This window comes from Streptomyces sp. SD31 (assembly GCF_052068475.1).
Classification (GTDB): domain Bacteria; phylum Actinomycetota; class Actinomycetes; order Streptomycetales; family Streptomycetaceae; genus Streptomyces.
Genome location: NZ_JBQHCX010000027.1, coordinates 15,256 through 40,615, shown reverse-complemented (window position 1 = coordinate 40,615; position 25,360 = coordinate 15,256). Strand labels below are relative to the sequence as shown.

General features: G+C 69.9%; 26 protein-coding genes. 20 read left to right on the top strand and 6 right to left on the bottom strand.

Annotated elements, in window-relative coordinates; all coding sequences use genetic code 11:
- Positions 1–137: 137 nt before the first annotated feature.
- From mshD to ACTMVF_RS40220, 14 genes are all read left to right on the top strand, one after another.
- Positions 138–1,064, top strand: a complete 927-nt coding sequence (gene mshD / locus ACTMVF_RS40285; RefSeq protein ID WP_441276064.1) for a mycothiol synthase — start codon at positions 138–140, stop codon at positions 1,062–1,064.
- A gap of 124 nt (positions 1,065–1,188) precedes the next feature.
- Positions 1,189–1,575 (top strand): GntR family transcriptional regulator, encoded by a 387-nt coding sequence (locus tag ACTMVF_RS40280; RefSeq protein ID WP_441276063.1) that lies wholly within the window; start codon positions 1,189–1,191, stop codon positions 1,573–1,575.
- On the top strand, positions 1,572–2,459 hold the full coding sequence (locus ACTMVF_RS40275) for an ABC transporter ATP-binding protein (protein WP_441276062.1): 888 nt from the start codon (positions 1,572–1,574) through the stop codon (positions 2,457–2,459). The genes ACTMVF_RS40280 and ACTMVF_RS40275 overlap by 4 nt, the downstream gene beginning before the upstream one ends.
- The gene (locus ACTMVF_RS40270) at positions 2,456–3,460 is read left to right on the top strand and encodes an ABC transporter permease (RefSeq protein WP_441276061.1); all 1,005 of its coding nucleotides are present in this window, start codon (positions 2,456–2,458) and stop codon (positions 3,458–3,460) included. The genes ACTMVF_RS40275 and ACTMVF_RS40270 overlap by 4 nt, the downstream gene beginning before the upstream one ends.
- Positions 3,457–4,401, top strand: a complete 945-nt coding sequence (locus tag ACTMVF_RS40265) for a hypothetical protein (protein ID WP_441276060.1) — start codon at positions 3,457–3,459, stop codon at positions 4,399–4,401. The genes ACTMVF_RS40270 and ACTMVF_RS40265 overlap by 4 nt, the downstream gene beginning before the upstream one ends.
- A gap of 288 nt (positions 4,402–4,689) precedes the next feature.
- Positions 4,690–6,927 carry an RNA degradosome polyphosphate kinase gene (locus tag ACTMVF_RS40260; protein ID WP_441276059.1) on the top strand — a complete coding sequence of 746 codons (2,238 nt, stop codon included), beginning with the start codon at positions 4,690–4,692 and terminating at the stop codon, positions 6,925–6,927.
- The gene (locus ACTMVF_RS40255) at positions 6,908–8,161 is read left to right on the top strand and encodes a CHAD domain-containing protein (protein WP_441276058.1); all 1,254 of its coding nucleotides are present in this window, start codon (positions 6,908–6,910) and stop codon (positions 8,159–8,161) included. The genes ACTMVF_RS40260 and ACTMVF_RS40255 overlap by 20 nt, the downstream gene beginning before the upstream one ends.
- 58 nt (positions 8,162–8,219) lie before the next feature.
- Positions 8,220–8,645 carry an NUDIX hydrolase gene (locus ACTMVF_RS40250; protein WP_441276057.1) on the top strand — a complete coding sequence of 142 codons (426 nt, stop codon included), beginning with the start codon at positions 8,220–8,222 and terminating at the stop codon, positions 8,643–8,645.
- A gap of 247 nt (positions 8,646–8,892) precedes the next feature.
- Positions 8,893–10,020 (top strand): phosphate ABC transporter substrate-binding protein PstS, encoded by a 1,128-nt coding sequence (gene pstS, locus ACTMVF_RS40245; protein WP_441276056.1) that lies wholly within the window; start codon positions 8,893–8,895, stop codon positions 10,018–10,020.
- A gap of 132 nt (positions 10,021–10,152) precedes the next feature.
- Positions 10,153–11,157, top strand: a complete 1,005-nt coding sequence (pstC, locus tag ACTMVF_RS40240; protein ID WP_441276055.1) for a phosphate ABC transporter permease subunit PstC — start codon at positions 10,153–10,155, stop codon at positions 11,155–11,157.
- Positions 11,154–12,218 carry a phosphate ABC transporter permease PstA gene (gene pstA / locus ACTMVF_RS40235; protein WP_441276054.1) on the top strand — a complete coding sequence of 355 codons (1,065 nt, stop codon included), beginning with the start codon at positions 11,154–11,156 and terminating at the stop codon, positions 12,216–12,218. The genes pstC and pstA overlap by 4 nt, the downstream gene beginning before the upstream one ends.
- 48 nt (positions 12,219–12,266) lie before the next feature.
- A complete protein-coding gene (pstB, locus tag ACTMVF_RS40230; RefSeq protein ID WP_274240520.1) occupies positions 12,267–13,043 on the top strand; it encodes a phosphate ABC transporter ATP-binding protein PstB in 777 nt (258 codons plus the stop codon).
- A 432-nt stretch (positions 13,044–13,475) separates the two neighbouring features.
- A complete protein-coding gene (locus ACTMVF_RS40225; RefSeq protein ID WP_441276053.1) occupies positions 13,476–14,312 on the top strand; it encodes a hypothetical protein in 837 nt (278 codons plus the stop codon).
- 122 nt (positions 14,313–14,434) lie between these two features.
- The gene (locus tag ACTMVF_RS40220) at positions 14,435–14,611 is read left to right on the top strand and encodes a hypothetical protein (RefSeq protein ID WP_441276052.1); all 177 of its coding nucleotides are present in this window, start codon (positions 14,435–14,437) and stop codon (positions 14,609–14,611) included.
- Between the two features lie 57 nt (positions 14,612–14,668).
- Here the strand turns inward: ACTMVF_RS40220 and ACTMVF_RS40215 are convergent, their stop codons facing one another.
- Complete coding sequence (locus tag ACTMVF_RS40215; RefSeq protein ID WP_441276051.1) at positions 14,669–15,031, bottom strand: metal-sensitive transcriptional regulator; 363 nt, start codon at positions 15,029–15,031, stop codon at positions 14,669–14,671.
- A 236-nt stretch (positions 15,032–15,267) separates the two neighbouring features.
- On the opposite strand from ACTMVF_RS40215, the gene ACTMVF_RS40210 reads away from it, so the two are divergent.
- The 3 genes from ACTMVF_RS40210 (at position 15,268) to ACTMVF_RS40200 (ending at position 18,760) form a co-directional block, all read left to right on the top strand.
- Positions 15,268–15,888 carry a DUF47 domain-containing protein gene (locus ACTMVF_RS40210; protein WP_272119415.1) on the top strand — a complete coding sequence of 207 codons (621 nt, stop codon included), beginning with the start codon at positions 15,268–15,270 and terminating at the stop codon, positions 15,886–15,888.
- A 9-nt stretch (positions 15,889–15,897) separates the two neighbouring features.
- The gene (locus tag ACTMVF_RS40205) at positions 15,898–16,896 is read left to right on the top strand and encodes an inorganic phosphate transporter (RefSeq protein ID WP_301999551.1); all 999 of its coding nucleotides are present in this window, start codon (positions 15,898–15,900) and stop codon (positions 16,894–16,896) included.
- Between the two features lie 280 nt (positions 16,897–17,176).
- Entirely contained in the window at positions 17,177–18,760 is a 1,584-nt protein-coding gene (locus ACTMVF_RS40200; protein ID WP_441276050.1) for an FAD-binding oxidoreductase, read from the top strand.
- A gap of 110 nt (positions 18,761–18,870) precedes the next feature.
- Here ACTMVF_RS40200 and ACTMVF_RS40195 read toward each other — a convergent pair whose 3' ends face one another.
- From ACTMVF_RS40195 to ACTMVF_RS40180, 4 genes are all read right to left on the bottom strand, one after another.
- On the bottom strand, positions 18,871–19,581 hold the full coding sequence (locus ACTMVF_RS40195) for a phosphatase PAP2 family protein (RefSeq protein ID WP_441276049.1): 711 nt from the start codon (positions 19,579–19,581) through the stop codon (positions 18,871–18,873).
- 200 nt (positions 19,582–19,781) lie between these two features.
- Entirely contained in the window at positions 19,782–20,789 is a 1,008-nt protein-coding gene (locus ACTMVF_RS40190; protein ID WP_441276048.1) for a C40 family peptidase, read from the bottom strand.
- Positions 20,790–20,825: 36 nt separating this feature from the next.
- Positions 20,826–22,571, bottom strand: coding sequence for a serine/threonine-protein kinase (locus ACTMVF_RS40185; RefSeq protein WP_441276047.1), 1,746 nt, complete (start codon positions 22,569–22,571; stop codon positions 20,826–20,828).
- A 22-nt stretch (positions 22,572–22,593) separates the two neighbouring features.
- Complete coding sequence (locus ACTMVF_RS40180) at positions 22,594–23,364, bottom strand: trypsin-like peptidase domain-containing protein (protein WP_441276112.1); 771 nt, start codon at positions 23,362–23,364, stop codon at positions 22,594–22,596.
- A gap of 281 nt (positions 23,365–23,645) precedes the next feature.
- On the opposite strand from ACTMVF_RS40180, the gene ACTMVF_RS40175 reads away from it, so the two are divergent.
- From ACTMVF_RS40175 to ACTMVF_RS40165, 3 genes are all read left to right on the top strand, one after another.
- A complete protein-coding gene (locus ACTMVF_RS40175) occupies positions 23,646–23,771 on the top strand; it encodes a hypothetical protein (RefSeq protein ID WP_441276046.1) in 126 nt (41 codons plus the stop codon).
- Between the two features lies 1 nt (position 23,772).
- Positions 23,773–24,003, top strand: a complete 231-nt coding sequence (locus ACTMVF_RS40170) for a DUF397 domain-containing protein (RefSeq protein ID WP_441276111.1) — start codon at positions 23,773–23,775, stop codon at positions 24,001–24,003.
- A 102-nt stretch (positions 24,004–24,105) separates the two neighbouring features.
- Positions 24,106–24,453, top strand: coding sequence for a DUF1330 domain-containing protein (locus ACTMVF_RS40165; protein WP_441276110.1), 348 nt, complete (start codon positions 24,106–24,108; stop codon positions 24,451–24,453).
- Positions 24,454–24,782: 329 nt separating this feature from the next.
- Here the strand turns inward: ACTMVF_RS40165 and ACTMVF_RS40160 are convergent, their stop codons facing one another.
- Positions 24,783–25,274, bottom strand: a complete 492-nt coding sequence (locus tag ACTMVF_RS40160) for a hypothetical protein (protein ID WP_441276045.1) — start codon at positions 25,272–25,274, stop codon at positions 24,783–24,785.
- Positions 25,275–25,360: the final 86 nt, after the last annotated feature.

The window sequence follows — 25,360 nt, the reverse complement described above, 5'->3', positions numbered from 1 at the left end:
AAAGTGACATGGCCCCGTCGGGCGCAGCCTAGAGTCAACGCGCGTAGCGCGACAGGGGGTTCATGGTTACTTTCTGGTTTCCCTTTGCCCGCCCCTTTGCCGCCACATTGCCGGACGCTCCCCTTACCCTCGTACGCATGACCAGCGACGACACCGCACACCCCCTCCCGACCCGTTCCATCGAGACCCACTCCGCGCTCTCCCCGGAGCAGACCGAGGCCGTACTCGAACTGCTCGCGGAGGCCGCCCGGAACGACGGGCAGCAGGCGGTGTCCGAGCAGGGCCGGCTGCAACTGCGCGGAGGCGCGCGCGAAGGCGTGTCGCATCTGCTGCTGACCGTCGCCGGCGAACTCGTCGGCTACGCCCAGCTGGAGGACACCGACCCCGTGGAGGCCCCGGCCGCCGAGCTGGTCGTCCACCCCTCGCACCGCGGCCACGGTCACGGCCGTGCGCTCGGCTCGGCGCTCCTCGCCGCGTCCGGCAAGCGGCTGCGGGTGTGGGCCCACGGCGGCCACGCCGCCGCCCGGCACCTCTCCCAGGTCCTCGGCCTCACCCTGTTCCGCGAACTGCGCCAGATGCGCCGCTCGCTGGCGGACCTGAAGCTGGCGGACCCGGTGCTCCCCGAGGGCGTGACGGTCCGCACCTTCGTGCCCGGCCAGGACGACGCGGCCTGGCTCGCCGTGAACGCCGCCGCCTTCGCCCACCACCCCGAGCAGGGCTCCCTCACCCAGCGCGACCTCGACGACCGCAAGGCCGAGCCGTGGTTCGACCCGGCGGGGTTCTTCCTGGCGGAGCGGGCGGGCGAACTCGTCGGCTTCCACTGGACGAAGGTCCACGCGGAGGAACGGCTGGGCGAGGTGTACGTCCTCGGTGTGCACCCGGGCGCGCAGGGCGGCGGCCTCGGCAAGGCCCTGACGACGATCGGGCTGCGCCATCTGGCCGCGCAGGGGCTCCCGACGGCGATGCTCTACGTCGACGCCGACAACAAGGCGGCGGTGTCGGTGTACGAGCGGCTGGGGTTCGTGACGTATGAGACGGACCTTATGTACCGAGCTGAGACGTGATGTACCGGACTGGCTCATGAGGGCAAACCGCGTATAACTCCCGTAAGGGGCGGCGTCCTTGACGCCGCCCCTTCTCTTACACCACCCTTTCACTACTCAATTAGTGAAAGGGTGGTGGGACGGAATGGTCGAGTACCGCATCGACCGGCGCTCCGGCGTCGCCACCTACGTGCAGATCGTCCAGCAGACCAAACAGGCCCTGCGCCTGGGTCTGTTGGAGCCGGGGGACAAGCTGCCGACGGCCCGTGAGGTCGTCGAGGCCACCGCCATCAACCCCAACACCGTCCTCAAGGCCTACCGCGAACTGGAACGCGAGGGCCTGGTCGAGGCACGTCGGGGACTCGGCACCTTCGTACGGCGCGCACTGAGCACCGCGCCGGCCGAATCGCCCCTGCGCACCGAACTGGACGCGTGGGCCGCACGGGCCCGCGAGGCGGGGTTGGACCGCGACGACGTGGACGCTCTGTTCACTTCTGTACTGGACACGCACTTCAAGGGGGACGAGTCATGACCGAGACCGCCATCGAGGCGGCCGCGCTGGGCAGGAGGTTCGGGCGGCGCCACAAGGCCGCCCTGGCCGACTGCTCCTTCCGGCTCCCCGCGGGCAGCGTCTGCGCCGTCGTCGGGCCGAACGGCGCGGGCAAGTCGACCCTCCTCTCCCTCGCCGCCGGACTGCTGCGCCCCACCGACGGCACGATCACCGTCCTCGGCCAGACCCCGGCGGCGGCCCGCGAGCGCCTCGCGTACGTCGCCCAGGACAAGCCCCTGCACCCCCAGCTCACCGTCGCCGACACCCTGCGCCTCGGCCGCGAGCTGAACCCCCGCCGCTGGGACGCCCGGGTCGCCGAGCGGATCGTCGCCGAGGGCGACCTCGCCCCGGACGCCAAGATCCGCACGCTCTCCGGCGGCCAGCGCACCCGCGTCGCGCTCGCCCTGGCCCTCGGCAAGCGCCCCGAACTGCTGCTCCTGGACGAGCCGATGGCCGACCTCGACCCGCTGGCCCGGCACCAGCTGATGGCGGCGCTCATGGCCGACGCCGCCGAACACGGCACCACGGTGGTCATGTCCTCGCACGTCGTCGCCGAGCTGGACGGCGCCTGCGACCACCTCCTGCTGCTCGGCGCCGGCCGCGTCCGCCTCGCCGGCCCGCTGGACGACCTGCTGGCCGCGCACAAGCTGATCACCGGCCGGGCCGACGCCTCCCTGGACCCGCACACCGTCGTCGAATCCCGTACGACAGGACGTCAGGTCACCGCACTCGTACGACCCGACGGCCCCCTCGGTGAGGCCTGGCAGAGCACCGCCCCGACCCTGGAGGAGCTGGTCCTGGCCCACCTGCGCGCCCCCGAGGCCCCGGCCCTGCGGCTCGACACCCCGCAGGAGGCCGCCGTATGACCGCCGTGACCCTCGAGACGTCCACCGCCGCCACGCCCACCCGGGGCCCGCGCGGCCTGCTCTGGGCGATGCTGCGGCTGCACCGCTCGGCGCTGTGGTTCTGGGTGATGCTGGTGGCCGTCGGAGCGGGAGCGATGCTGTGGGCGTACGGCCCGGGGGCGGACGCCGCTTGGGCCGAGTACGGCAGGGCGGGCTGCGACGCGGCGACCCCGGGCGGCCTGGCCTGCGACATGGGCAGGGGTGCCGACTACAACCGGTACGACGCCGCAATCGGCCTCGGCTCCGGAATCCTCGCCCTCGCGCCCTTCCTCACCGCCGCCTGGGCGGGTGCCGCGCTCATCGGGCGTGAACTGGAGAGCGGGACCGCCCAGTTGGGATGGACCCAGTCCGTCTCCCCGGCCCGCTGGCTGGCCGCCAAGCTCGCCGTCCCGGCCGCCCTGCTCGTCTCCGGCACGCTCGTCCTCACCCTGGTGCACCGCATGGTCTTCTCGGCGGACGGCGCGCTGCGGCTCGCGGCCGACTCGCGGGTCTGGTACGAGGGCACCACCTTCGAGGCCAACGGCACCCTCGCCACCGCCTACGCCCTCCTCGGCCTCGCCGTCGGCGTCCTCGCGGGCCTGCTCCAGCGCCGGGCCCTGCCCGCGCTCGGCACGGCGGTCGTCGGTCTGGCGCTGCTCACGACCGTGCTCGGCACCCTGCGCCCGTACCTGTGGCCGGTCGAAACGCTCACCGACAAGGACGTGTACCCCGAGTACATCGGCATGGTCGTCGGCGACGGCGCGCTCACCTCCACCGGCGCCCGCGTCCCGGACCCCATCTGCGTCGACGACGCCAAGTGCCTCGCCGAGCACGACATCGTGGGCTTCTACCGCGACTACCACCCGGCCTCCCACTTCTGGCCCCTGCAACTCGTGGAGACCGGCATCGTCCTCGCCGTCGCCGCGCTGGCGGTCCTGCTCGCCTTCCGGCTGCTGAACCGCCGCACCGGAGCCGCCGCATGACCACCACACTCACCGTCACGACGCCCCCGGCCACCGGCACCCCGCGCGGGCCACGGGGCCTGGTCTGGGCCGTCCTGCGGGTGCACCGCACGGCCCTGGTCTTCTGGGGGCTCACCCTGACCGCCGCGACGGCGGGCCTGATCTGGATGCACACGATCGCGGACGACGCCCGCCGGGGAAACGTCCCGTGCGCCGAGCCCGCCCACGACGGCCTCCCCTCCTGTGCCTCGGTCGAGGCGATCACCGTCGACGGCCTCTACTCCGACGGCATCGCCCTGGTCACCACGGCCCTGTGCTACGTGATCTTCCCCGTGGCCGCCTGGGCGGGCGGGGCGCTGATCGGCCGGGAGCTGGAGAGCGGCACCGCCCGGCTCGCCTGGACCCAGTCGGTCACCCCCGCCCGATGGCTGGCCGCCAAGCTCGCGGTCCCGGCCGCCCTGCTCACCGCCGGAACCGGTGCGGTCCTGCTGCTGAACCTCTGGGCCCGCACGGACGACAACCCGAACCTCGTCGGGGACTGGTACGGACCCGACCAGTTCGCCGGCATCGGCCCGGTGGCCGTCGCCTACGCCCTCGCGGGCCTCGCCCTCGGCACGCTCGCCGGACTGCTGCTCCGCCGGGCACTGCCCGCCGCCGGGCTGGGCTTCGCGGCCGCGCTGCTCCTCTACACCGTGCTGGAGCGCTACCGCGAGAACCTCTGGCCGACGGCCACCCGCAGTGAGAAGGGCGAACTCGAGCTGCCCCGCTCCGCCTGGCAGCAGGACTGGGACATCACCTGGGGGCGGTATCCGGGGGAGGGCACCCCGTTGTCCACCAGCGCGACCTTCCACCCCCGGTCCCATTTCTGGCCGCTCCAGTACGTCGAGACCGGAATCGTCCTCGTGGTGGCCGCCGCGGCGACGCTCGCCGCCTTCCGGCTGCTGCACCGCCGCATGCCCTGAGACCTCCGGCCCGTACGTCCCTTCACGGGGGGAGGGACGTACGGGCCGGACATCCCGTCGCCGACGTAGACGCCCGCGAGCCGCCCCCCGCTATCCCACACGCCATGTCTCCGTAACCGTTGGTTCAGACAGCCTTGCGACGCTCACCCAATGACCCCCGCCGTGCCAGAGCCTGCGCCGCCCCCGGAAGGGAGCGCGAGGAACGGGGACGCACGACGCCTCCCCGCCACGCTCCCACCCGCGCTTTCCGACGCGCCCATAAGCCTCGCCACGCGGAACAATGGGCATATGAGCCAGTCCACGAACGCCCAGGCAAACGTCCAGCACGCACAGCCCTCCGTCGGCTCCATCGCGGCGCACCGCCCGCACACGGTCAACTCGGCGGTGGTCTCCGAGCTGGAGCCCGACATCGATGCCGACCTCGACGCGTACGAGGTCACCCAGGTCGACGGTGTCCAGCTGCCCCAGGGCCGCTTCCTGGACCGGGAGCGCAGCTGGCTCGCGTTCAACGAGCGTGTCCTCGAACTCGCCGAGGACCCGAACACCCCGCTCCTCGAACGGGCGAACTTCCTGGCGATCTTCGCCAGCAACCTGGACGAGTTCTTCATGGTCCGCGTGGCCGGATTGAAGCGCCGTATCGCGACCGGTGTCGCCACCCGGTCCGCGTCCGGCCTCCAGCCCCGCGAGGTCCTGGAGATGATCTGGGCCCGCTCCCGCGAGCTGATGGCCCGGCACGCCGCCTGCTACCACGAGGACGTGGCCCCCGCCCTCGCGGAGGAGGGCATCCACCTGGTCCGCTGGAACGAACTGCAGGAGAAGGAGCAGGCCCGCCTGTTCACCCTCTTCCGGCACCAGATCTTCCCGGTCCTGACCCCGCTGGCGGTCGACCCCGCGCACCCGTTCCCGTACATCTCCGGGCTCTCCCTGAACCTGGCCGTGCGCGTCCGCAACCCCGTCACCGGCACCCCGCACTTCGCCCGCGTCAAGGTGCCGCCGCTGCTCTCCCGCTTCCTGGAGGCCTCCCCCGGCCGGTTCGTCCCGCTGGAGGACGTGATCGCCGCGCACCTGGAGGAGCTGTTCCCGGGCATGGAGGTGCTGGAGCACCACGCCTTCCGGGTCACCCGCAACGAGGACCTGGAGGTCGAGGAGGACGACACCGAAAACCTCCTCCAGGCCCTGGAGAAGGAGCTCATGCGGCGCCGCTTCGGGCCGCCGGTGCGCCTGGAGGTCGAGGAGAACATCAACCAGGAGGTCCTGGATCTGCTGGTGCGCGAGCTGAAGATCAGCGAGGCCGAGGTCTACCCGCTGACCGGCCCGCTCGACCTCACCGGTCTCTTCCGCATTGCCTCCATCGACCGGCCCGAGCTGAAGTACCCGAAGTTCGTCGCGGGCACCCATCGCGATCTCGCCGAGGTCGAGTCGGCATCCGCGCCGGACATCTTCGCGGCCCTGCGCAACCGGGACGTCCTCCTCCACCACCCCTACGACTCCTTCTCCACCTCCGTGCAGGCGTTCCTGGAGCAGGCGGCCGACGACCCGGACGTCCTCGCGATCAAGCAGACCCTGTACCGGACGTCCGGCGACTCCCCCATAGTCAACGCGCTCATCGACGCCGCCGAGGCCGGCAAGCAGGTCCTCGTCCTGGTCGAGATCAAGGCCCGCTTCGACGAGCACGCCAACATCAAGTGGGCGCGCAAGCTGGAGGAGGCCGGCTGCCATGTGGTGTACGGCCTGGTCGGCCTGAAGACCCACTGCAAGCTGTCCCTGGTGGTCCGCCAGGAGGGCGAGACGCTGCGGCGTTACAGCCACGTCGGCACCGGCAACTACCACCCGAAGACGGCCCGGCTCTACGAGGACCTCGGCCTGCTGACGGCCGACCCGCAGGTGGGCGCCGACCTGTCCGACCTGTTCAACCGGCTGTCCGGCTACTCGCGCCGGGAGACCTACCGCCGTCTGCTCGTGGCCCCCAAGTCCCTGCGCGACGGCCTGATCTCGCGGATCAACAAGGAGGTCCAGCACCACCGTGCCGGACGGCCCGCCTACGTCCGCATCAAGGTCAACTCGATCGTCGACGAGGCGCTCATCGACGCCTGCTACGGCGCGTCCCAGGCGGGCGTGCCGGTCGACATCTGGGTCCGCGGCATCTGCGCGATCCGCCCGGGCGTGACGGGGCTGTCGGAGAACATCCGCGTCCGCTCGGTCCTCGGCCGCTTCCTCGAACACTCCCGGGTCTTCGCCTTCGGCAACGGCGGCGAGCCCGAGGTGTGGTTCGGCAGCGCCGACATGATGCACCGCAATCTCGACCGTCGTATAGAAGCCCTGGTCAGGGTCACCGACCCGGCCCACCGCGCCGCGCTGAACCGGCTCATGGAGACCGGTATGTCCGACACCACCGCGTCCTGGCACCTCGGCCCGGACGGCGAGTGGACCCGGCACGCGACGGACGCGGACGGCCAGCCCCTGCGCAACGTCCAGGAGATGCTCATAGACGCCCGGAGGCGCCGGCGTGGCACAGCAACACCTTGATCCGACGGACCCCACGGCCGGGGCCGTGACCGGGGACGCCCTCGCGGGCTACCTGCGCGCCCAGGCCACGGAGTTCCTCCGAGCCCTGCGCCAGCACCGGGAGACCGGCGGCGGCGACGGGGGTGCCCCCGCCCGAGCGAAGCCGAGAGCGGGGGACAACGGCTCGGAGCAGTCCGTCGACGCGGCCCGGGCGCTGCGCCGCTCGGCCCGCCGTATCAGCGCCAGCCTGCACACCTTCCGCCCCTTGCTGGACGCCGACTGGTCGGAGGCCATCCGCCCCGAACTGGCCTGGCTCTCGGGAACCCTGGCGATGGAACACGCGTACGCGGCCCGCCTGGAACGCCTGCTGCTGGCCCTGCACCGGTTGTCGGGGGCGGCGGTGCTGCCGGCGCAGCCGGGGGCGGTCGGTGTGCAGGGTGCGGGCGGCGGGTCCGTTGCCGACGCGGTCGGTGTGTCCGGTGCGGACGCGGGGAACGGCACGGCCGAGGCAGCCGCGGGCAGCCGTACGAACGTCGCCGCGGGCAGTCGTGCCGCTGGGGCGGCGTCCCTCCCACAGAAAGCGGCACCCGGCAACGCCGGCCCTCCGACCCACCCGGCGGCCACCCCGGAGCGCGGCACCCTCACGGTCGGCGCGGCCAAAGCGGGCGCCCTACTCGAACGCCAGCTCACCCTGGCCCGGACCCGAGCCCACAGCACCGCCCTCCAAGCCCTCGGCAGCAGCCGCTTCCACGCGGTCGCCGACAACATCGCCTTACTCGCCAGCGAGGTCCCCCTCACCCCCGCCGCGACCACCGCAGACCTGCGCCCCCTCGCGGCCGCCGCCGAGGAGCGCCTCAGCGACGCGGTGACGGCGCTGCCGCTGGTGACCGCGGGCCACCCCTACAACGCGGAGGCCCTGATCCACGGCCTGTCCCCGGACCCGTCCCCGCACCCGCAGGACGCGCCCTGGCACCAGGTCCGCCTGCTGCTGCGCCTGCACCGCTACGCCCGCGAGGTCCTCCACGGCGACACCCGGGTGGACGTACGGCTGCTGACGGCCGGCCAGGCCCTCAACCGGCACCGTGACGCCTCCGAGGCGGCGGCCGCCGCGGCCCAGGCGGCCCGCACCCCACGGATCGCCCCGGCGACGGCCTACGCCCTCGGCGTGCTCCACGCCGACCAGCGGCACGAGGTGGAGGCGGCACGGTTCGCGTTCCAGCAGTCCTGGCAGATCCAGACGGTGGGCGCGCCCTGAATCAGGGGCGGACACGCCCGCATCACAGGGCAGGCACCCCCGAAGGAGGCACACCCAGGTGACTCATGCGAAGGATCTCACCACCGTCCACGCGGCGGGCTGCGTCCTGTGGCGCCGTTCGCCGATAGACGGTGGGCTGGAGATATGCCTGGTCCATCGGCCGAAATACGACGACTGGTCGCACCCCAAGGGCAAGCTGAAACGCGGCGAGACCCCCCTCGACGGTGCCCTGCGCGAGGTCGCGGAGGAGACGGGGCACCGCGCTCGGGCGGGCGCCGAGCTGCCGACCCTGCGGTACCTGGCGAACGGCCGCCCCAAGGAGGTCCGCTACTGGGCGGCCGAGGCAGGCCCCGGAACATTCACCCCGACCGACGAGGTGGACCGCCTGCTGTGGCTCTCCCCCACGGCCGCGCGGGGCCGCCTGACCCAGCCCAGGGACCGCGACCTCGTGGACGCCCTGCTGCGGTCACTGCGCCTGGCATAGTCCGCTACAACCCACCCCAAAGCCTCGGAATGCTCCCGTGTCCTCGACGTAAGCGTTCCGTTACCTCACCGCACCGTCCCCAGGGGTTCACCCCTCGTTCATTTACGCCCTTCGGCGCCTTCACCTGTCCTGTCTAATTTCGGCCTTGCACGGTGACGGACCGCGCCCGACGGGGACGCGTCCGCATCGCCCATTCTTCGCACGCCGCCGAATTCAGGACGGCGGCTCCTGGAAGGAACTCCCTCAAGTGAAGCTTCAGCGCAAGAACCGGCGGGCACTCGCTCTCGGCGCTCTCGCCGTCTCCGGCGCCCTGGCCCTCACGGCGTGCGGCTCCGACGACACCGGCACCGGCGGCGACTCCACCGCTGCCGCGCCCACCGGCAACATCGACTGTGGCGACGCCAGCGGCCAGCTGCAGGCTTCCGGCTCCTCCGCGCAGAAGAACGCGGTCGACGCCTGGGTCAAGCAGTACATCGCGGCGTGCAAGAGCGTGCAGGTCAACTACAACCCGACGGGTTCGGGCGCCGGTGTCACCGCGTTCCTCCAGGGCCAGACCGCGTTCGCCGGTTCGGACTCCGCGCTGGAGGCCGAGGAGATCGCCGAGTCCAAGAAGACCGCGTGCACGGGCGGCGGCCAGGCCATCGACCTGCCCATGGTCGTCGGCCCGATCGGCGTCGGCTACAACGTTCCGGGCGTCGACAGCCTCGTCCTGGACGCCTCGACCCTCGCCAAGATCTTCGACAGCAAGATCACCAACTGGAACGACGCGGCGATCAAGAAGCTGAACCCCGACGCGAAGCTTCCCGACCTCAAGATCCAGGCGTTCCACCGCTCGGACGAGTCCGGCACCACGGACAACTTCACCAAGTACCTGGGTGCCGCCGCCCCGAACGACTGGAAGTACGAGCACAGCAAGTCGTGGGAGGCCAAGGGCGGCCAGTCGGCCTCCGGCTCCTCCGGCGTGGCGCAGCAGGTGAGCCAGACCGCGGGTGCGATCTCCTACATGGAGCTGTCGTACGTGAAGGACGGCATGAAGTCCGTCAAGATCAAGACGGGTGCCGCCGAACCGGTCGAGGCCACCACCGAGAACGCCACCAAGTCCATCACCGAGGCCAAGGTCGTCGGCACGGGCAAGGACCTGGCCCTGGAGCTGAACTACACGCCGAAGGCCGAGGGCGCCTACCCGATCACCCTGGTCACGTACGAGATCGTCTGTGACAAGGGCAACAAGGCGGAGACCCTGCCCGCCGTCAAGTCCTTCCTCTCCTACATCGCCTCCGAGGACGGTCAGAGCGTGCTGACCGACGCCGGCTACGCCCCGGTTCCCGACGAGCTGATCACGAAGGTCCGCAGCACCATCTCGGGCCTGAGCTGACCTGAGTGCGGCCCGCTCCACACGGGAGCGGGCCGCACCGTCCGGTGCACCGCCGCCAGGAGCCGCCGCCCATCCGCTACGGCTCCGCTCGAGAGCCGTCGGACCCGACGACTCCGCAGACCGGAGAACCCGATGGATATATCAACGAAGAGCATCGCATCACCCCCCGCACCTGAGCCGCCCACGACCGAGCAGAAGCGCGCCGCCCGCGGCGCCACCCGCCCCGGAGACCGGATCTTCCTCGCGCTCTCCCGCGGATCCGGCATCTTCCTGTTGGTGGTCATGGCGGCCATCGCCGTCTTCCTCAGCCTTCGCGCCTTCAACGCGATCAGCAAGGACGAGGCCAACTTCTTCACCACCTTCGAGTGGAACCCGACCGGCGACCCGCCGGTCTTCGGCATCGCCGTCCTGGCCTTCGGCACCGTCGTGTCCTCGGTCATCGCGCTGGCCATCGCGGTCCCGGTCTCCATCGGCATCGCCCTGTTCATCACGCACTACGCCCCGCGCAAGCTCGGCGGCCCCATCGCGTACGTGATCGACCTGCTCGCCGCGGTGCCGTCCATCGTCTACGGCCTGTGGGGCGCCCTCGTCCTGGTCCCGAACCTGAACGGCCTGTACGGCTGGCTGGACGAGTACCTCGGCTGGACCGGCATCTTCGAGTGGAACGGCGGCCCCGCGCGCGCACTGCTCACCGTCGGCATCCTGCTCGCGATCATGATCCTGCCGATCATCACCAACGTGAGCCGCGAGGTCTTCCGCCAGGTCCCGCAGATGCACGAGGAGGCCGCCCTGGCCCTCGGCGCCACGCGCTGGGAGGTCATCCGGATGTCGGTCCTGCCCTACGGCCGCTCCGGTGTCATCTCCGCGTCGATGCTGGGCCTCGGCCGCGCGCTCGGCGAGACGATGGCGGTCGCCATGGTCCTGTCGCCGACCTTCGACATCAACGCCAGCCTGCTCGACCCGGGCGGCGGCACCTTCGCCCAGAACATCGCCAGCAAGTTCAACGAGGCCACCGAGAACGGCCGTGACGCGCTCATCGCCTCCGGTCTGGTGCTCTTCGTCATCACTCTGCTGGTCAATGGCACCGCCCGCATCATCATCGAGCGGCGCAAGGAGTTCTCGGGGGCCAACGCATGAGCAACGCAACTCTCTCCGACAACCGCCCGAGCAGCCTGAAGGGCGCCACGCTGCCCAAGTGGTTCGCCTGGGCCGTCGCCGCGGGCTCGGTCGCCGCCGGCCTCGGCATCAGCGCGGCCGCCGGGCTGAACAGCAGCATCCAGTGGGCCCTGATCGCCGCGCTGCTGTTCGTCATCGGGTCGTACGCCATCTCCGCCCGCGTCGAGGGCGGCCGACAGGCCAAGGACCGCACCGCCACCAGCCTGATCTGGGTCGCGTTCCTGCTCGCCGCCATCCCGCTGGCCTCGATCGTCTACGAGACCGTCAAGCGCGGCGTGAAGGTCCTCGACGGATACTTCCTCAGCCACTCGATGGGCGTGATCTCCGACACCGAGCCCGGCGGCGGTATCTACCACGCCCTCCTCGGCACCCTGGAGCAGGTCGGCATCGCCACCGTGATCTCCGTGCCGATCGGTGTGCTGACCGCCATCTACCTGGTCGAGTACGGCCGCGGCAAGCTCGCGCGGGCCATCACCTTCTTCGTCGACGTCATGACGGGCATCCCGTCGATCGTGGCGGGTCTGTTCATCCTCAGCCTGTGGATCGTGATCCTGGGCATGGGCTACTCCGGCTTCGCCGGCTCGATGGCCCTGTCCATCCTGATGCTGCCGGTGGTCGTCCGCTCCACCGAGGAGATGCTCAAGCTCGTCCCGAACGAGCTGCGCGAGGCCTCGCTGGCGCTGGGCGTGCCCAAGTGGCGCACCATCCTGAAGGTGGTCCTGCCGACCTCCATCGGCGGTATCACCACGGGTGTCATGCTCGCCGTCGCGCGCATCACCGGTGAGACCGCTCCGCTGCTGCTGCTGGTGTGGGTGACGAACTTCATCAACGCCAACCCGTTCAAGGACCCGCAGGGTTCGCTGCCGGTGTACATCTACCTGCAGTTCGCGAACAGTGGTGGCCAGGGTCCGGCGTACGACCGTGCCTGGGCGGCGGCGCTGGTGCTCATCGGCTTCATCATGATCCTCAACCTGGTGGCTCGCGGGATCGCCCGCTGGAAGGCCCCCAAGACGGGCCGCTGACGCGGCCAATCAGCGACCCGAACCCCCTCGAAAGAAGCAGTGATTCACATGGCCAAGCGCATTGATGTCAGCGGCCTCAACGCCTACTACGGTTCCTTCCTGGCCGTCGAGGACATCTCGATGACCGTCGAGCCCCGTTCCGTCACCGCCTTCATCGGCCCCTCCGGCTGCGGCAAGTCCACCTTCCTGCGCACCCTCAACCGGATGCACGAGGTCACGCCGGGCGGCCGCGTCGAGGGCAAGGTGCTGCTCGACGACGAGAACCTGTACGGCGCCGGCATAGACCCGGTGGCCGTACGGCGTGAGGTCGGCATGGTCTTCCAGCGGCCGAACCCCTTCCCCACCATGTCCGTCTACGACAACGTCGCGGCCGGCCTGCGCCTCAACGGCAAGTACAAGAAGTCGCAGCTGGACGAGGTCGTGGAGAAGTCCCTCAAGGGCGCGAACCTCTGGAACGAGGTGAAGGACCGCCTGAACAAGCCCGGCTCGGGCCTCTCCGGCGGCCAGCAGCAGCGCCTGTGCATCGCGCGGGCGATCGCGGTCGAGCCCAAGGTCCTCCTCATGGACGAGCCCTGCTCGGCCCTGGACCCGATCTCCACGCTCGCCATCGAGGACCTGATCGGCGAGCTCAAGGAACGCTTCACGATCGTCATCGTCACGCACAACATGCAGCAGGCGGCGCGCGTCTCGGACCGCACGGCGTTCTTCAACCTCGCCGCCGTCGGCCAGCCCGGCAAGCTGATCGAGATAGACGACACGGAGCGCATCTTCTCCAACCCGTCGGTCCAGGCCACGGAGGACTACATCTCCGGCCGCTTCGGCTGATCCGCCGCCAGGCGACACAAACCCCTCGCGGTGCTGCATGGCGGTGCCACCGCGAGGCAGATAAAGGGCCCGCCCCCCGGCTCCCGGGGGGCGGGCCCCTCTCTGTCACCGCCTTCTTACCCCGGCCTCAACCGCCCACATGCCCTTTCGCGTCCGTCCGCGCCAGACTCCGCGCACGTCTCGCCGGCCCTCGCCAGCCGCAGCTGCACTGGGCTGAGCAGAAAGGGCCCTTCTCCACCATGGTCATGCGGTGGTCCAAGGGGTCGCCGTGATGTCGGGAAGAGCTCGGTCCGTCCTTCTGCGCCACACCTGCAACGTTACCCAAGGCAAGTAAGGGCAACGCCCCGCCGTGCGTGACGAGGGCACCTACCCGTCGTTAACCGGAACGACAGGGGGCCCGTGACGGACGTACCGGCTGGGGGTAGGCAGGCGATGACGGAGCGGCAGCACAAGCGGAGGCGCGGGGCGAGCGTTGCGGCCGGGGTCCTGTGTGTCTGTCTGACGGGCAGCGGGTGCGCCCAGAGCGGCGCCGCCGCCGAGGACGCGCGCGAGGGCGAGGCCGTGCAGACCGTGCGGAACGCCGCCGACGCACTCGTCGGCGCCCGCAGTTCCAAGGCCCGTACGTCCATGGAGATGGCCACCGGCGGCACCCGCGTCACCATCCGCGGTGAGGGCGTGTACGACTTCGGCAAGCAGCTCGGGCGCCTGAGGGTCCTGCTGCCGCACGACCCCGCCGGCACCCCCGAGCACCGGCCGATCGTGGAACTCCTCGCTCCCGGGGCCCTGTTCATGAAGAACCGGGGCGCCGGTGTGCCCACCGACAAATGGGTGCGCGTCGACACGCGGTCCCTCTCCGACGGCAACCTCGTCACCGGCGGGGCCACCGATCCCTTCGCCGCCGCCGAGGTGCTGCGCGGGGCGCGGACGGCGGCGTATGTGGGTGAGGACGAGATCGCCGGTACGCCGGTGCGGCACTACCGGGGGACGGCCGACCTGGGGATCGCCGCTCGGGACGCGTCCGAGGGCAACAAGGAATCCCTGGCAGCGGCGGCGAAAGGGTTCGCCACGGATCAGGTGCCGTTCGACGTCTATCTCGACGAGGCCGGCCGGATCCGCAAGGTCCGGCACCGGTTCAGCTTCGTCAACGGACAGCAGAACAACGCCGTCGCCGTGGCCTCGACGACCTTGCTGTACGACTTCGGGGCCCCCGTCGACGTACGGCTGCCGGACGGCGACGACATCTACGCGGGCAAGATCGCCGAAGAGTGAGGGCCGGAGTGAGGGCCGGCGTATGCGTGCGTGACGGGCGTCAAGAACTAGCCCGTCCGTGCCATGCGCGGCGTGTAGGCCGCTCCCTACTCTAGGAAGTCGGTAACGGCAGAGAAGAGGTGATGCACGTGGCTCCGGTCGGCGGTACGGCAGTTCAGGACCACGTCGCCCTCGCCGAGATCGAGCTGTGCGGAGAGCTGATCATCGCGGCGTCGACCGCCCGCGAGGACCGGCTCAGCCTGGAGAGCATCGACGAGGTCCTGAGAGTCGCCGAGGAACGCGACACGTCGGACGAGTGACCATTCTCAGCCACTCCTGCCCCCCGGCGGCCGCCCTCGGCTCCGCACCTCTCGCCCTCAGGTCCGCAACAGCCGCCCGATCGCCTTCGTCGCTTCCTCCACCTTGGCGTCGATCTCCGCACCGCCCTTGAGGGCCGCGTCGGCGACGCAGTGGCGGAGGTGCTCCTCCAGCAATTGCAGGGCGAAGGACTGCAGGGCCTTGGTGGAGGCGGACACCTGCGTGAGTATGTCGATGCAGTAGACGTCCTCGTCGACCATCCGCTGCAGACCCCGGATCTGGCCCTCGATCCGGCGCAGGCGCTTGAGGTGCTCGTCCTTCTGCTTGTGGTAGCCGTGGGTGCCGCGGTCGTGGTCGGTCACGACGGCAGATGTGCCCTCCGCCTCGGAGGGCACGCCCGCGCCGGCCTCGGTGGTCGTCATCGCGTCCTCCAGACGTAAACCGCTTCATATACCCCTACTGGGTATATCGTACCGAACTTTGCTGGGTATAGGGCCTGTGGCCGATGCCGCGAACGGCCGCTGGACTGGACCACTGGGCAGCCCCCGTGCCTACCACTGTGCCCGATGGGCGACACTGGAGGACGGCCCATTAGCCGTGGCCGGATGATGCGCCTAGCATCAGCCTGACCGAAACCGATGCACCTTGAGGACCCCACGTGCGATTTCGTCTGACCCCCCGGGAGACGAGCTTCTACGACATGTTCGCCGCGTCCGCGGACAACATCGTCACGGGCTCGAAACTCCTGATGGAACTGCTCGGGGCGGACAACGCCGGCCGGGCCGAGATCGCAGAGCGTATGCGGGCCGCGGAACACGCAGGTGACGACGCCACGCACGCGATCTTCCACCAGCTGAACTCCTCGTTCATCACGCCGTTCGACCGCGAGGACATCTACAACCTCGCGTCCTGCCTCGACGACATCATGGACTTCATGGAGGAGGCCGTCGACCTGGTCGTCCTCTACAACGTCGAGGAACTGCCCAAGGGCGTCGAGCAGCAGATCGAGGTGCTGGCGCGGGCCGCGGAGCTCACGGCCGAGGCGATGCCGAACCTGCGCACGATGGACAACCTCACCGAGTACTGGATCGAGGTCAACCGCCTCGAGAACCAGGCCGACCAGATACACCGCAAGCTCCTCGCCCACCTCTTCAACGGCAAGTACGACGCGATCGAGGTCCTCAAGCTCAAGCAGATCGTGGATGTGCTGGAGGAGGCGGCGGACGCCTTCGAGCACGTGGCGAACACGGTGGAGACCATCGCCGTCAAGGAGTCCTGAGACCCGCCCATGGACACCTTTGCGCTGGTCGCGACCATCGGAGTCGCGCTCTTCTTCACGTACACCAACGGCTTCCACGATTCCGCGAACGCGATCGCCACGTCCGTGTCGACGCGCGCACTGACCCCGCGGGCCGCGCTGCTGATGGCCGCGGTGATGAACCTCGGCGGCGCGTTCCTCGGTTCGGGCGTGGCCAAGACGGTCAGTGAGGGCCTGATCCAGACGCCCGAGGGCTCGAAGGGGATGGGCATCCTCTTCGCGGCCTTGGTGGGCGCGATCACCTGGAACCTCATCACCTGGTACTTCGGTCTGCCGTCGTCCTCCTCCCACGCCCTGTTCGGCGGCATGGTGGGAGCGGCACTGGCAGGCGGAACAACGGTGTACTGGCATGGCGTCCTGGAGAAGATCGTCATCCCGATGTTCGTGTCACCGATCGTCGGCCTGTGCGCGGGCTACCTGGTGATGACGGCGATCATGTGGATCTTCCGACGCGCCAACCCGCACAAGGCCAAGCGGGGCTTCCGCATAGCGCAGACGGTCTCGGCCGCCGGCATGGCCCTCGGCCACGGCCTCCAGGACGCCCAGAAGACGATGGGCATCGTGGTGATGGCCCTGGTCATCGCCGACGTCGAGGACTACGGCGACCCGATCCCGGTGTGGGTCAAGATCGTGTGCGCCGTGATGCTGTCCCTCGGCACCTACGCGGGCGGCTGGCGCATCATGCGCACCCTCGGCCGCAAGATCATCGAACTCGATCCCCCACAGGGCTTCGCCGCGGAGACGACCGGCGCGTCGATCATGTTCACCACGGCCTTCCTCTTCAAGGCCCCGATCTCCACGACCCACGTCATCACCTCCGCGATCATGGGCGTGGGCGCGACAAAGCGGGTGAACGCCGTGCGGTGGGGCGTGGCCAAGAACATCGTCCTGGGTTGGTTCATCACGATGCCTGCGGCGGCCGCGGTGGCGGCGGCGGCGTTCGGGGTTGTGCACCTGGCGTTCCTGTAGGCGGGGCGGGCCTCACCTCTCAACGCCGGCTCAGGCATCTCAGCCCGTCTGGGGGTGCCCCCTTTGGGGGCGTTTTGAGGAGGAGGCCCGTTCAGGGCCGAAGCGGGGTCTGGGGCGGCAGCCCCAGCGGGGTCGAAGGGGCGGGCGGAGCCCCTTCTGGATGGGACGGGTAGGGGCGGCGGGGGCGAGACCCCCCAGACCGGCGCAGAAACGACCACCGCACCATGGAACCCCGACCCCCACCACCCCGTCTCGTTCCACGTAACCCCCAGGAGGCGACATGGAACGGCGTACCTTCATCGGCGGCGGCGCAGCAGCCCTCACCGCCCTGGCAGCAACCGCCTGCAAGAGCACGGACACAGGCGCAGCCACCGACGCAGGCACAAGCACAAACCCCGGAACGGGCACCCGCACACAAACCACCGCCACCCGCTCCACCACCGCCTCCGCCCCCGCCAACTGGACCGCCCTCGCCCGAGACCTCGACGGCCGCCTCATCCGCCCGGGCGACACCGACTGGAAGTCGGCCCACCAGCTCTACAACACCCGCTTCGACGCCCTGAAGCCCGCCGCAGTCGCCTACGTGGCCCACCCCGACGACATCCGCACCACCCTCGCCTACGCCCGAGCTCACAACCTCCACGTAGCCATCCGCAACGGCGGCCACTCCTACGCCGGCTGGTCCTCCGGCAACAACCGCCTGATCATCGACGTCTCCAAGCTCAACCGCATCCGAGCCTCGGGCACCACCGCAGTAGTCGGCGCCGGCTCCAAACTCATCGACGTCTACCGAGCCCTCGCCGCAAAGGGCGTCACCATCCCCGCCGGCTCCTGCCCCACCGTCGGCGTCTCCGGCCTCACCCTCGGCGGCGGCCACGGCGTGACCTCCCGCGCCTACGGCCTGACCTGCGACAGCCTCACCCAGGCCACCCTGATCACCGCCGACGGCAAGCAGCTCACCGCCAACGCCACCACCCACAAGGACCTCTTCTGGGCCCTGCGCGGCGCCGGCAACGGCAACTTCGGCGTCGTGACGGAACTGCACTTCAAGACCCACCCCGCCCCCCAGGCCGTAACGGCGTTCATGACCTGGCCCTGGTCGAAGGCGGCCGCGTTGATCAAGGCCTGGCAGGAGTGGGGCCCGACCCAGCCCGACGAGATCTGGTCGGCCCTGAGCATCTCGAACCACGTGGGCGGCACCCCCACCATCTCCGTCGCCGCGTTCTCCCTGGGCACCTACGGCGAACTCCAGAACGCGGTGGACCGCCTGGCCGACCGCCCCGGCGGCCCCGGCCCCGCGAGCAACGTCGCCCTCAAGCGCCGCTCGTACGAGGCGGCGATGGAGCTCTACGCGGGCTGTTCCTCCTTCACCACGGACGCGCAGTGCCACCTCCCCGGCTCCACCCCGGGCCGCTCCCCCCAGGGCGCGCTGGGCCGCGAAACGTACACGGCGAAGTCGGACTTCTTCGACCGCTCGCTCTCGTCCGCGGGCATCCGCACCCTGCTGAAGCAGATGGAGTCGGTCCGCGGCGGCTCCGGCAGCATCGCGCTCACGGCCCTCGGAGGTGCCGTCAACCGCGTCTCCCCCACCGCGACCGCCTTCGTGCACCGCCGTTCCCGCATGCTGGCCCAGTACATCGCCTCATGGCGCGCCGGCACGACGGGCTCCACGGCCCAGGCGTGGCTGAAGTCGGCACACGACGCGATGCGGCCGTACGCCTCGGGCGCCGCGTACCAGAACTACACCGACCCGACCCTGAGGGACTGGCGCAAGGCGTACTACGGGGACGCGGCAACGCGCCTGATGAAGCTGAAGAAGCAGTACGACCCGCAGGGCTTCTTCACGTACCCGCAGGCGCTGTAGCCACGTACCGCAGACGGCCATAGCCGTCACAGACGTCGGCGCGCAGCCATCGAAGCCAAGCGCGCCGACAGAGCGAGGCGCTGACACAGCGAGGCACCGCCCCAGCGAAGCTACGCCGCGAGGTCCCGCTCCTCAGCCCCCGCCGACTCCTTCCGAGCCCCCGGAATCAACGCGTCCTGCCCACCCGCCCGGGACAACCCCCGCGACCGGATCAGCCACCCACCCCTCGGCGACCGCTCGATCGCGGACATCACGGGCGTCAGCAGAGCCATGGCCAACGGCGACAGCAGCAGCGCGACAGCCGTACCGAGCGCGAACCCTCCCACCACATCGGTCGGATAGTGCACGCCCATATAGACCCGGCAGAACCCTTCGAGAAGCGCGAGCCCGATCCCGACCAGCCCGAACTTCCGGTTCGCGACGAACAGCCCGACCCCCAGAGCCATGGCGATCGTCGCGTGATCACTCACGAACGAGTAGTCGGTCTTGCCGGACACCAGGACTTCGAGCCCTTGATGGTCGTTGAACGGCCGGGGCCGTTCGACGAACCCCCGTATGGGCACATTCACGAGCACCGCGATCCCGGCGGCCAGCGGCGCCCACACGAGCGCGGCCACCGACGAGGCGGCGTCCTCCGCACCCCGTCGCCGCACGGACCACCAGCACCACACCGCGAGCAGGACCAGGGCGAGCACGAGCCCGTACTCACCGACGTACTCCATGACCCGGTCGAACCAGCGCGGCGCGTCCTTGGCCAGGCCATTGATGTCGTAGAGCAGCTCGACGTCGGGGTTCGACCCGGATTCTGCGAGTCCAGCCATGATGCCGCGGCCCCTTCGTCGTGTCTCCGGCGCATCTTGCGTACGCCGCTCCGCCCACCACCCCCGTGGTTGTAGATCCGGCTACGTCACCAGGAACGCACGGCTCCTGTTAATACGTTCCACACTCCACTGAATGATCACTCAGACGTTATCGAAGAGATACCCATCGCCGCAGCTCAGGGGGTGGGTTCACGCTCCGTCTACACCGTCGTGGGCAGCGCTTTCGCGCCATCTTCGGTGACCCGGGTGGCACCGAAGTACTTCGCGGTGTCGATCGGGTCGAACCGGATCACAGCACCCGTTCTCGGTGCGTCGATCATGTACCCGCCGCCCACATAAATCCCGACATGGTCGATGGCCCGCGAGTTGGTCGGGTCCGTCGAGAAGAAGACCAGATCGCCGGGGAGCAGCTCGCTCCTGGCCGGATGCGGTCCGGCGTTGTACTGATCGTTGGCGACGCGCGGCAGCGTGATCCCGACACTCTCGTAAGCGGCCTTGGTCAGCCCGGAGCAGTCGAACCGTCCCCCGTCCGCAGCAGTACCGTCTCCGCCCCACAGGTAGGGCGTGCCGAGCTTCTTCTGCGCGTAGTAGATGGCCCCGGCGGCCTGCTTGCTGGGGTCGACACGGCTGACGGGCGCGGCGAAGCTCTCCTCCAGAGTCGTGATCGTCTTCACGTAGTTCTGGGTCTCCTTGTACGGCGGCACGCCCCCGTACTTGATGACCGCGTACGCCCCGGCGTTGTAGGACGCGAGCATGTTCTTCGTCGGGTCGCCGGGGACGTCCTTCACGTACGAGGCGAGCTTGCAGTCGTACGACGCGGCCGATGGAATCGCGTCATTCGGATCCCATACGTCGCGGTCGCCGTCACCGTCGCCGTCGACGCCGTGCGTGGCCCAGGTGCCCGGGATGAACTGAGCGATGCCCTGGGCGGCCGCCGGGCTCTGGGCCTTCGGGTTGAAGCCGCTCTCCTGGTACAGCTGGGCGGCGAGCAGCGCGGGGTTGATGGCGGAGCACAGATTGCCCCACTTCTGCACAAGCGTCTGATACGCGGCCGGCACAGCGCCCTTGGCGAGGGTCTTGGCCCCGCCGCCCACGCCGCCCGCGAGGTTCCCGGCGACGACGTAGACCCCGACGACGAGCAGCATCACGAAGCTGAGCCCGGCCGCGACAGCGGCACCCGCCACGATCCATGCCTTACGCACCGTCAACCGCCCCTCGCCCGCCGGGAGTCCGCCCGCGCCAGTTTAGGAGCTTCCCACGCTGAAGCCGTCGCAACCGATGCTCTCGTAGTCCGTCGGGCTGCCGTTGACGTGGTAGAAGACGACCGTCCAGTCACCGGGGTCGTTGGCGACGGGGATCGCGTCAATGGGCTTGCCCGTCTCCGAGTGCCACTGGAAGTCGTCAGGGTAGGTCAGCTCGATGAACCCCCCGGCCTTCCAGTGCGTGTAGATGTCCACCGGTTTGCTGGTGTAGCCGATGGTCTGGTTCGGCGCCTTGTACGGCATGCCCGTCGAGGGGGAGATGTCGTGCGGCGGCTTCACTCCGACGGAGACGTAGTACGGATCGGGTCTCTTGGGCAGCATCTCCGCGTACTTGAACCGGACGGAGATCTTCGCCCTCTCCTGGACGGACGCGGCCGTGGGATCGTCCGCGTCGACCGCGCTGTACTGGAGTTCCTCGGGCGCGCTGACCGCACCGACCTGCGCGCACTTGCGTTCGGAGCTGTTCCAGACATCGACGTTGCGGCGGTTCCGCACGATGTACTCCGGCGCCTTCTGTGCCGCGGACGTGCCGCTCCCGGACGCTGACGCTGACGGAGATGCCGACGCCGAGCCGCCGCCCCGCGCCTGCGACCCGCCGTCCTCCTCCCCCTTCCCGTCCAGGACCCGCAAGGTCACGGCGGACGCAGTCCCCACCACCACCGCGACGGCTAGGGCCACGATCCAGGGCGTACGCCGCGAGCGGCCCCTCTCCGGTACGGCCGTCGGCGCCGAAGGCGCGAGCGTCGGTACGTACGCCGGGACGGCCGTCGGCACATAACCGGGTCCCGCGGTCGGCGGGTACGCCGGTGGCGTCGGCTCCCCGTGCCCCGGCGGCACCAGCCCCGCCGCCACCGCCGCCCGGAGGTCCTGCGGCACAGCCTCGGCATCGCCGCTGAGCCGCCCGTAGAACGGATCCTCGGCGAGCGCGGAGGACACGGCACAGCGCGCGATGACCGCGTCCAGCCCCGGCCGCCCGGCCGGGTCCTTGGCCACACACTCCCGTATGAGCTCGGCCAGTCCCGGTTCTACGCCGGCGATGTCGATGTCCTCGTGCACCGCCCGGTACGACACCGCGTGCATGGGGCCGGAACCGAACGGCGGACGGCCCGTCGCCGCGTAAGCGAGCGTCGCTCCGAGCGCGAACACGTCCGCCGCCGCCCCCACCTGATTGCTGATCAGCACCTCGGGCGCGGTGTACCCGGGCGTCCCCGGCGTGAGCCCCGTCTGGGTCAGGGCCGTGTCCGCCGCGCCACGGGCGATGCCGAAGTCGATGAGCAGCGGCCCCTGCGGCGAGAGGATCACGTTCTGCGGCTTGAGGTCCCGGTGCGTCACGCCGTACCCGTGCACGCTCGCCAGCGCCTCGGCCAGGGCCGCGAACAGTCGCCGCGCGCTGTCGGCCGGCAGCGCCCCGCGCTCCCCCACCGCCTTACTCAGCGTCGGCCCCGACACATACTCGGTCGCGAGCCAGTACGGCGCGTCATCCAGCGAGGCATCGATCAGGTTCGCCGTATACGCACTCCGCACGGCCCGCACCGTCTCCACCTCACGCCGGAACCGAGCCAGCGCCTCCGGATGGTCGGTGATCTCGTCGCGGATGACCTTGATGGCGACCAGCCGCCCACCCGGCGACCGAGCCAGATAGACCTGCCCCATACCGCCCGCCCCGAGCCGCGCGAGCAGCGTGTAGGCGCCTATGTGCGCCGGGTCCCGGTCCTTCAGTGCGTCCACCGAACTGACCTTGCCACAAAGATCAGTTCGTCGGGGAACCCCTTTCCGCTTCCTGATACAGCCCCGCCGCCTCCGCCCCCAACACCACGCTGTACGACACGTCCGCAGTGGCCCCACCCCCGTCGTGCCCGCCCAGCACCCCGACGACCGCCCCGTCCCCGTTGACCCAAGGGCTTCCGCTGGTCCCTCCGCTGAAGCCGGGGCAGGCGATGCGTTGTTGCGTACGGTCGCGAAGGGTCGGCTTGTCGCTGCAACTGATCGGCGTCTCGCGGGAGTTGAGGTAACCGGTGACGGTCACCGCCGTAGCCCCCGTGGCCGTCCCGGTGACGAACCGATTGCCGCCGACGACGTCCTCGACCCCCTTCCCGCCCCGATCGGCCACGACCCCGAACGCCACGTCACTGTCCTCGTCGCGCTCCTTCGCCCACCCCTCCGGCAGGAACCACCTCCCCACTCTCCACACCCCGTACGGCGCCTTGCCGTCCCGGTACCCGGGCACGAACACGAGCTCGTCCGTCCTCCCCTCCAGGCAGTGGGCGGCGGTGACGACGAGGTTCCGGTGAGGGCTGTGGACGACGGACGCGGTGCAGAAGTGCCCGCCGCGGAGGTGAGCGCGACGGTCGACCGCGAACAGGGCACCGACCCGCGCACTCCGCGCCGTCGCCGCGGCGAAGGCGGTCACCCCGAGAGGACCGGCACCGGCGTCGGCGGCCGAGGTGGAGGCCGAGGTGAGGGCGAGGAGGAGGCTGACGGCGTAAAGGGAGAGACGGGAGGTGCGGGCGGTGCGCTTCATCCGGGTCATCGGGGGCATCGGGGACATCGGCACCACTGTGACCGACGAAGGTGAGAGAAGCGTCAGACGCCGTGCGGCTGAGCGCCGTACCCGGGGAAATCGCCGGCAGTGATCTCGATGTGCAGCGGTTCGAGCAACCGCAAGCCCCCCGCTCCCGCAGCACCGAAACGCCTGTCGCGTCGGCGCAGGCCCGCACGAGATGCAGGCCCCGACCGTGCTCCGCGTCGCACGGAGGCACGGCGGCACCCTCGGCTACGAACCCTGGCGGGACCCTCGGGTCCGTGTCCCAGGCCAGTGCGCGTACCCGCTCGGCGCCCAGCGACCCCACCGGCGCGATACTCACGGCCGCCCCGGCCGCCTTCCACGCCCTCCTGACCACCCTCAAGAAAGAAACCCCCTGTGCCTGACATGCCCCCGAACCTCACCTGGGAACGCGCCGCCCCGCCGGAGGCAACCGGCCCCGGCCCCTGGATCGAGATCGCCTTCGGCGAGGGCAACGACGGCGACGCCCCCGTCTACATCCGCGAGACCAGCGACCCGGACAACAACGTGGTCACCACCAATCGCCGCAAGTGGGACGCGTTCGTACTCGGCGTACAGGCGGGAGAGTTCGACCACTTCATCGAGGGGATCAACTAGCCCTCCCCCCCCCGGGCTGCATTACCCGGCAGGTAATCGCTACCGGCAAGCCGTTATGCCACGCTCGTGAGCACAGGGAGCCCGACCGACCGGAAGGACACCATGCCCGCCTACGCGATAGCCCACCTCCGTAACGCGACCGCGCACCCGGAGGTCGCCGAGTACATCGAGCGCATCCCCGCCACCTTCGAGCCGTACGGCGGCCGCTTCCTCGTGCATGCCACGCCGCACGAGACGAAGGAGGGCAGCTGGCCCGGGGATGTCGTGATGATCGGCTTCCCCGGCATCGCCGAGGCGCGGGCGTGGTGGGACTCGCCCGCCTACCAGGAGATCGCGCCCCTGCGCTCCCGGCACATCGAGGGCGACATCATCATGGTCGAAGGCGTCGCGGAGGACTACGACCCGGCCACCACGGCGAAGGCCATGCGGGAGGCACTGGCCGCCGAGTAGCGCCCAGCGAACCAGCCACTGGGCAAGGACAACTCGTATGTGACTACAGGTGGTTGGCATCGAGCCCGAGGCATGACGGTGACTCGTCTCCGGGTATTCGCCTTCCCCGCAGCCGAGTCCGTCACGCCGCTGACAACGATCGAGAAGCCGCGAACCCACCCGGACGCATTCGCCGCCGAAGCCACCGTCTTCGGCCGACTGGAGTCAGGGGGCGAGGTCCGCGCCATTTGCCGGCCGCTGCTCGATGGGCACGGCCCGGCCCGATTGCGGCGGGCCGGGTCCCAGTGGCACACAGGTAGGCTTTTCGCTGCCCCTGATCGAGGTGAGGGTCAGTGACGCTTGTCGTTGTCGATTGCTCGGAAGCTGCCGACAAGCGCCATCGGCACCACCGCCCCGTCGGCGACCGTCGTGCCGGGAATTGCACTGCTCGAGTTTCGGGGCCCAATAGTCGCAATTGCCGGCCCGTTGTCGCATGTAATCCCGGTGAAGAATTCGACGGTCTTATCGCTCTCGTTTCGGACGTTGAAGCTGGTCGCGGGACTACTGATCACAGCGGTGCACACACCCTGCTCGGCTGAAAACGTTCGTTCGTTGACGTGGATCTGTCCGTGATCGTCGTCCTGGTGGTTTCCGTGGTTGTCCCTCTGGTGGCCGAAGTTCGTCTGGCCGTCGCCTCCCTGGGGGACATAGGCAGCGGCCTCCAGCGCCGATGCGGCGGATTCCGGGGCGGAGCTGGAAGCCGAGGCGTAGTTCACACTGGCTGCAGCAAGGACGGCGACACCGACCGAAAATGCGATCGCGACAACGGTACGCGTACGCATTTCGATTCTCCTTCTCACAGGCGTTTTCTCCATCTCTCACGGATGTCAGCCGAGCCTGGCCGACTATGAATGAACATACTGATGTT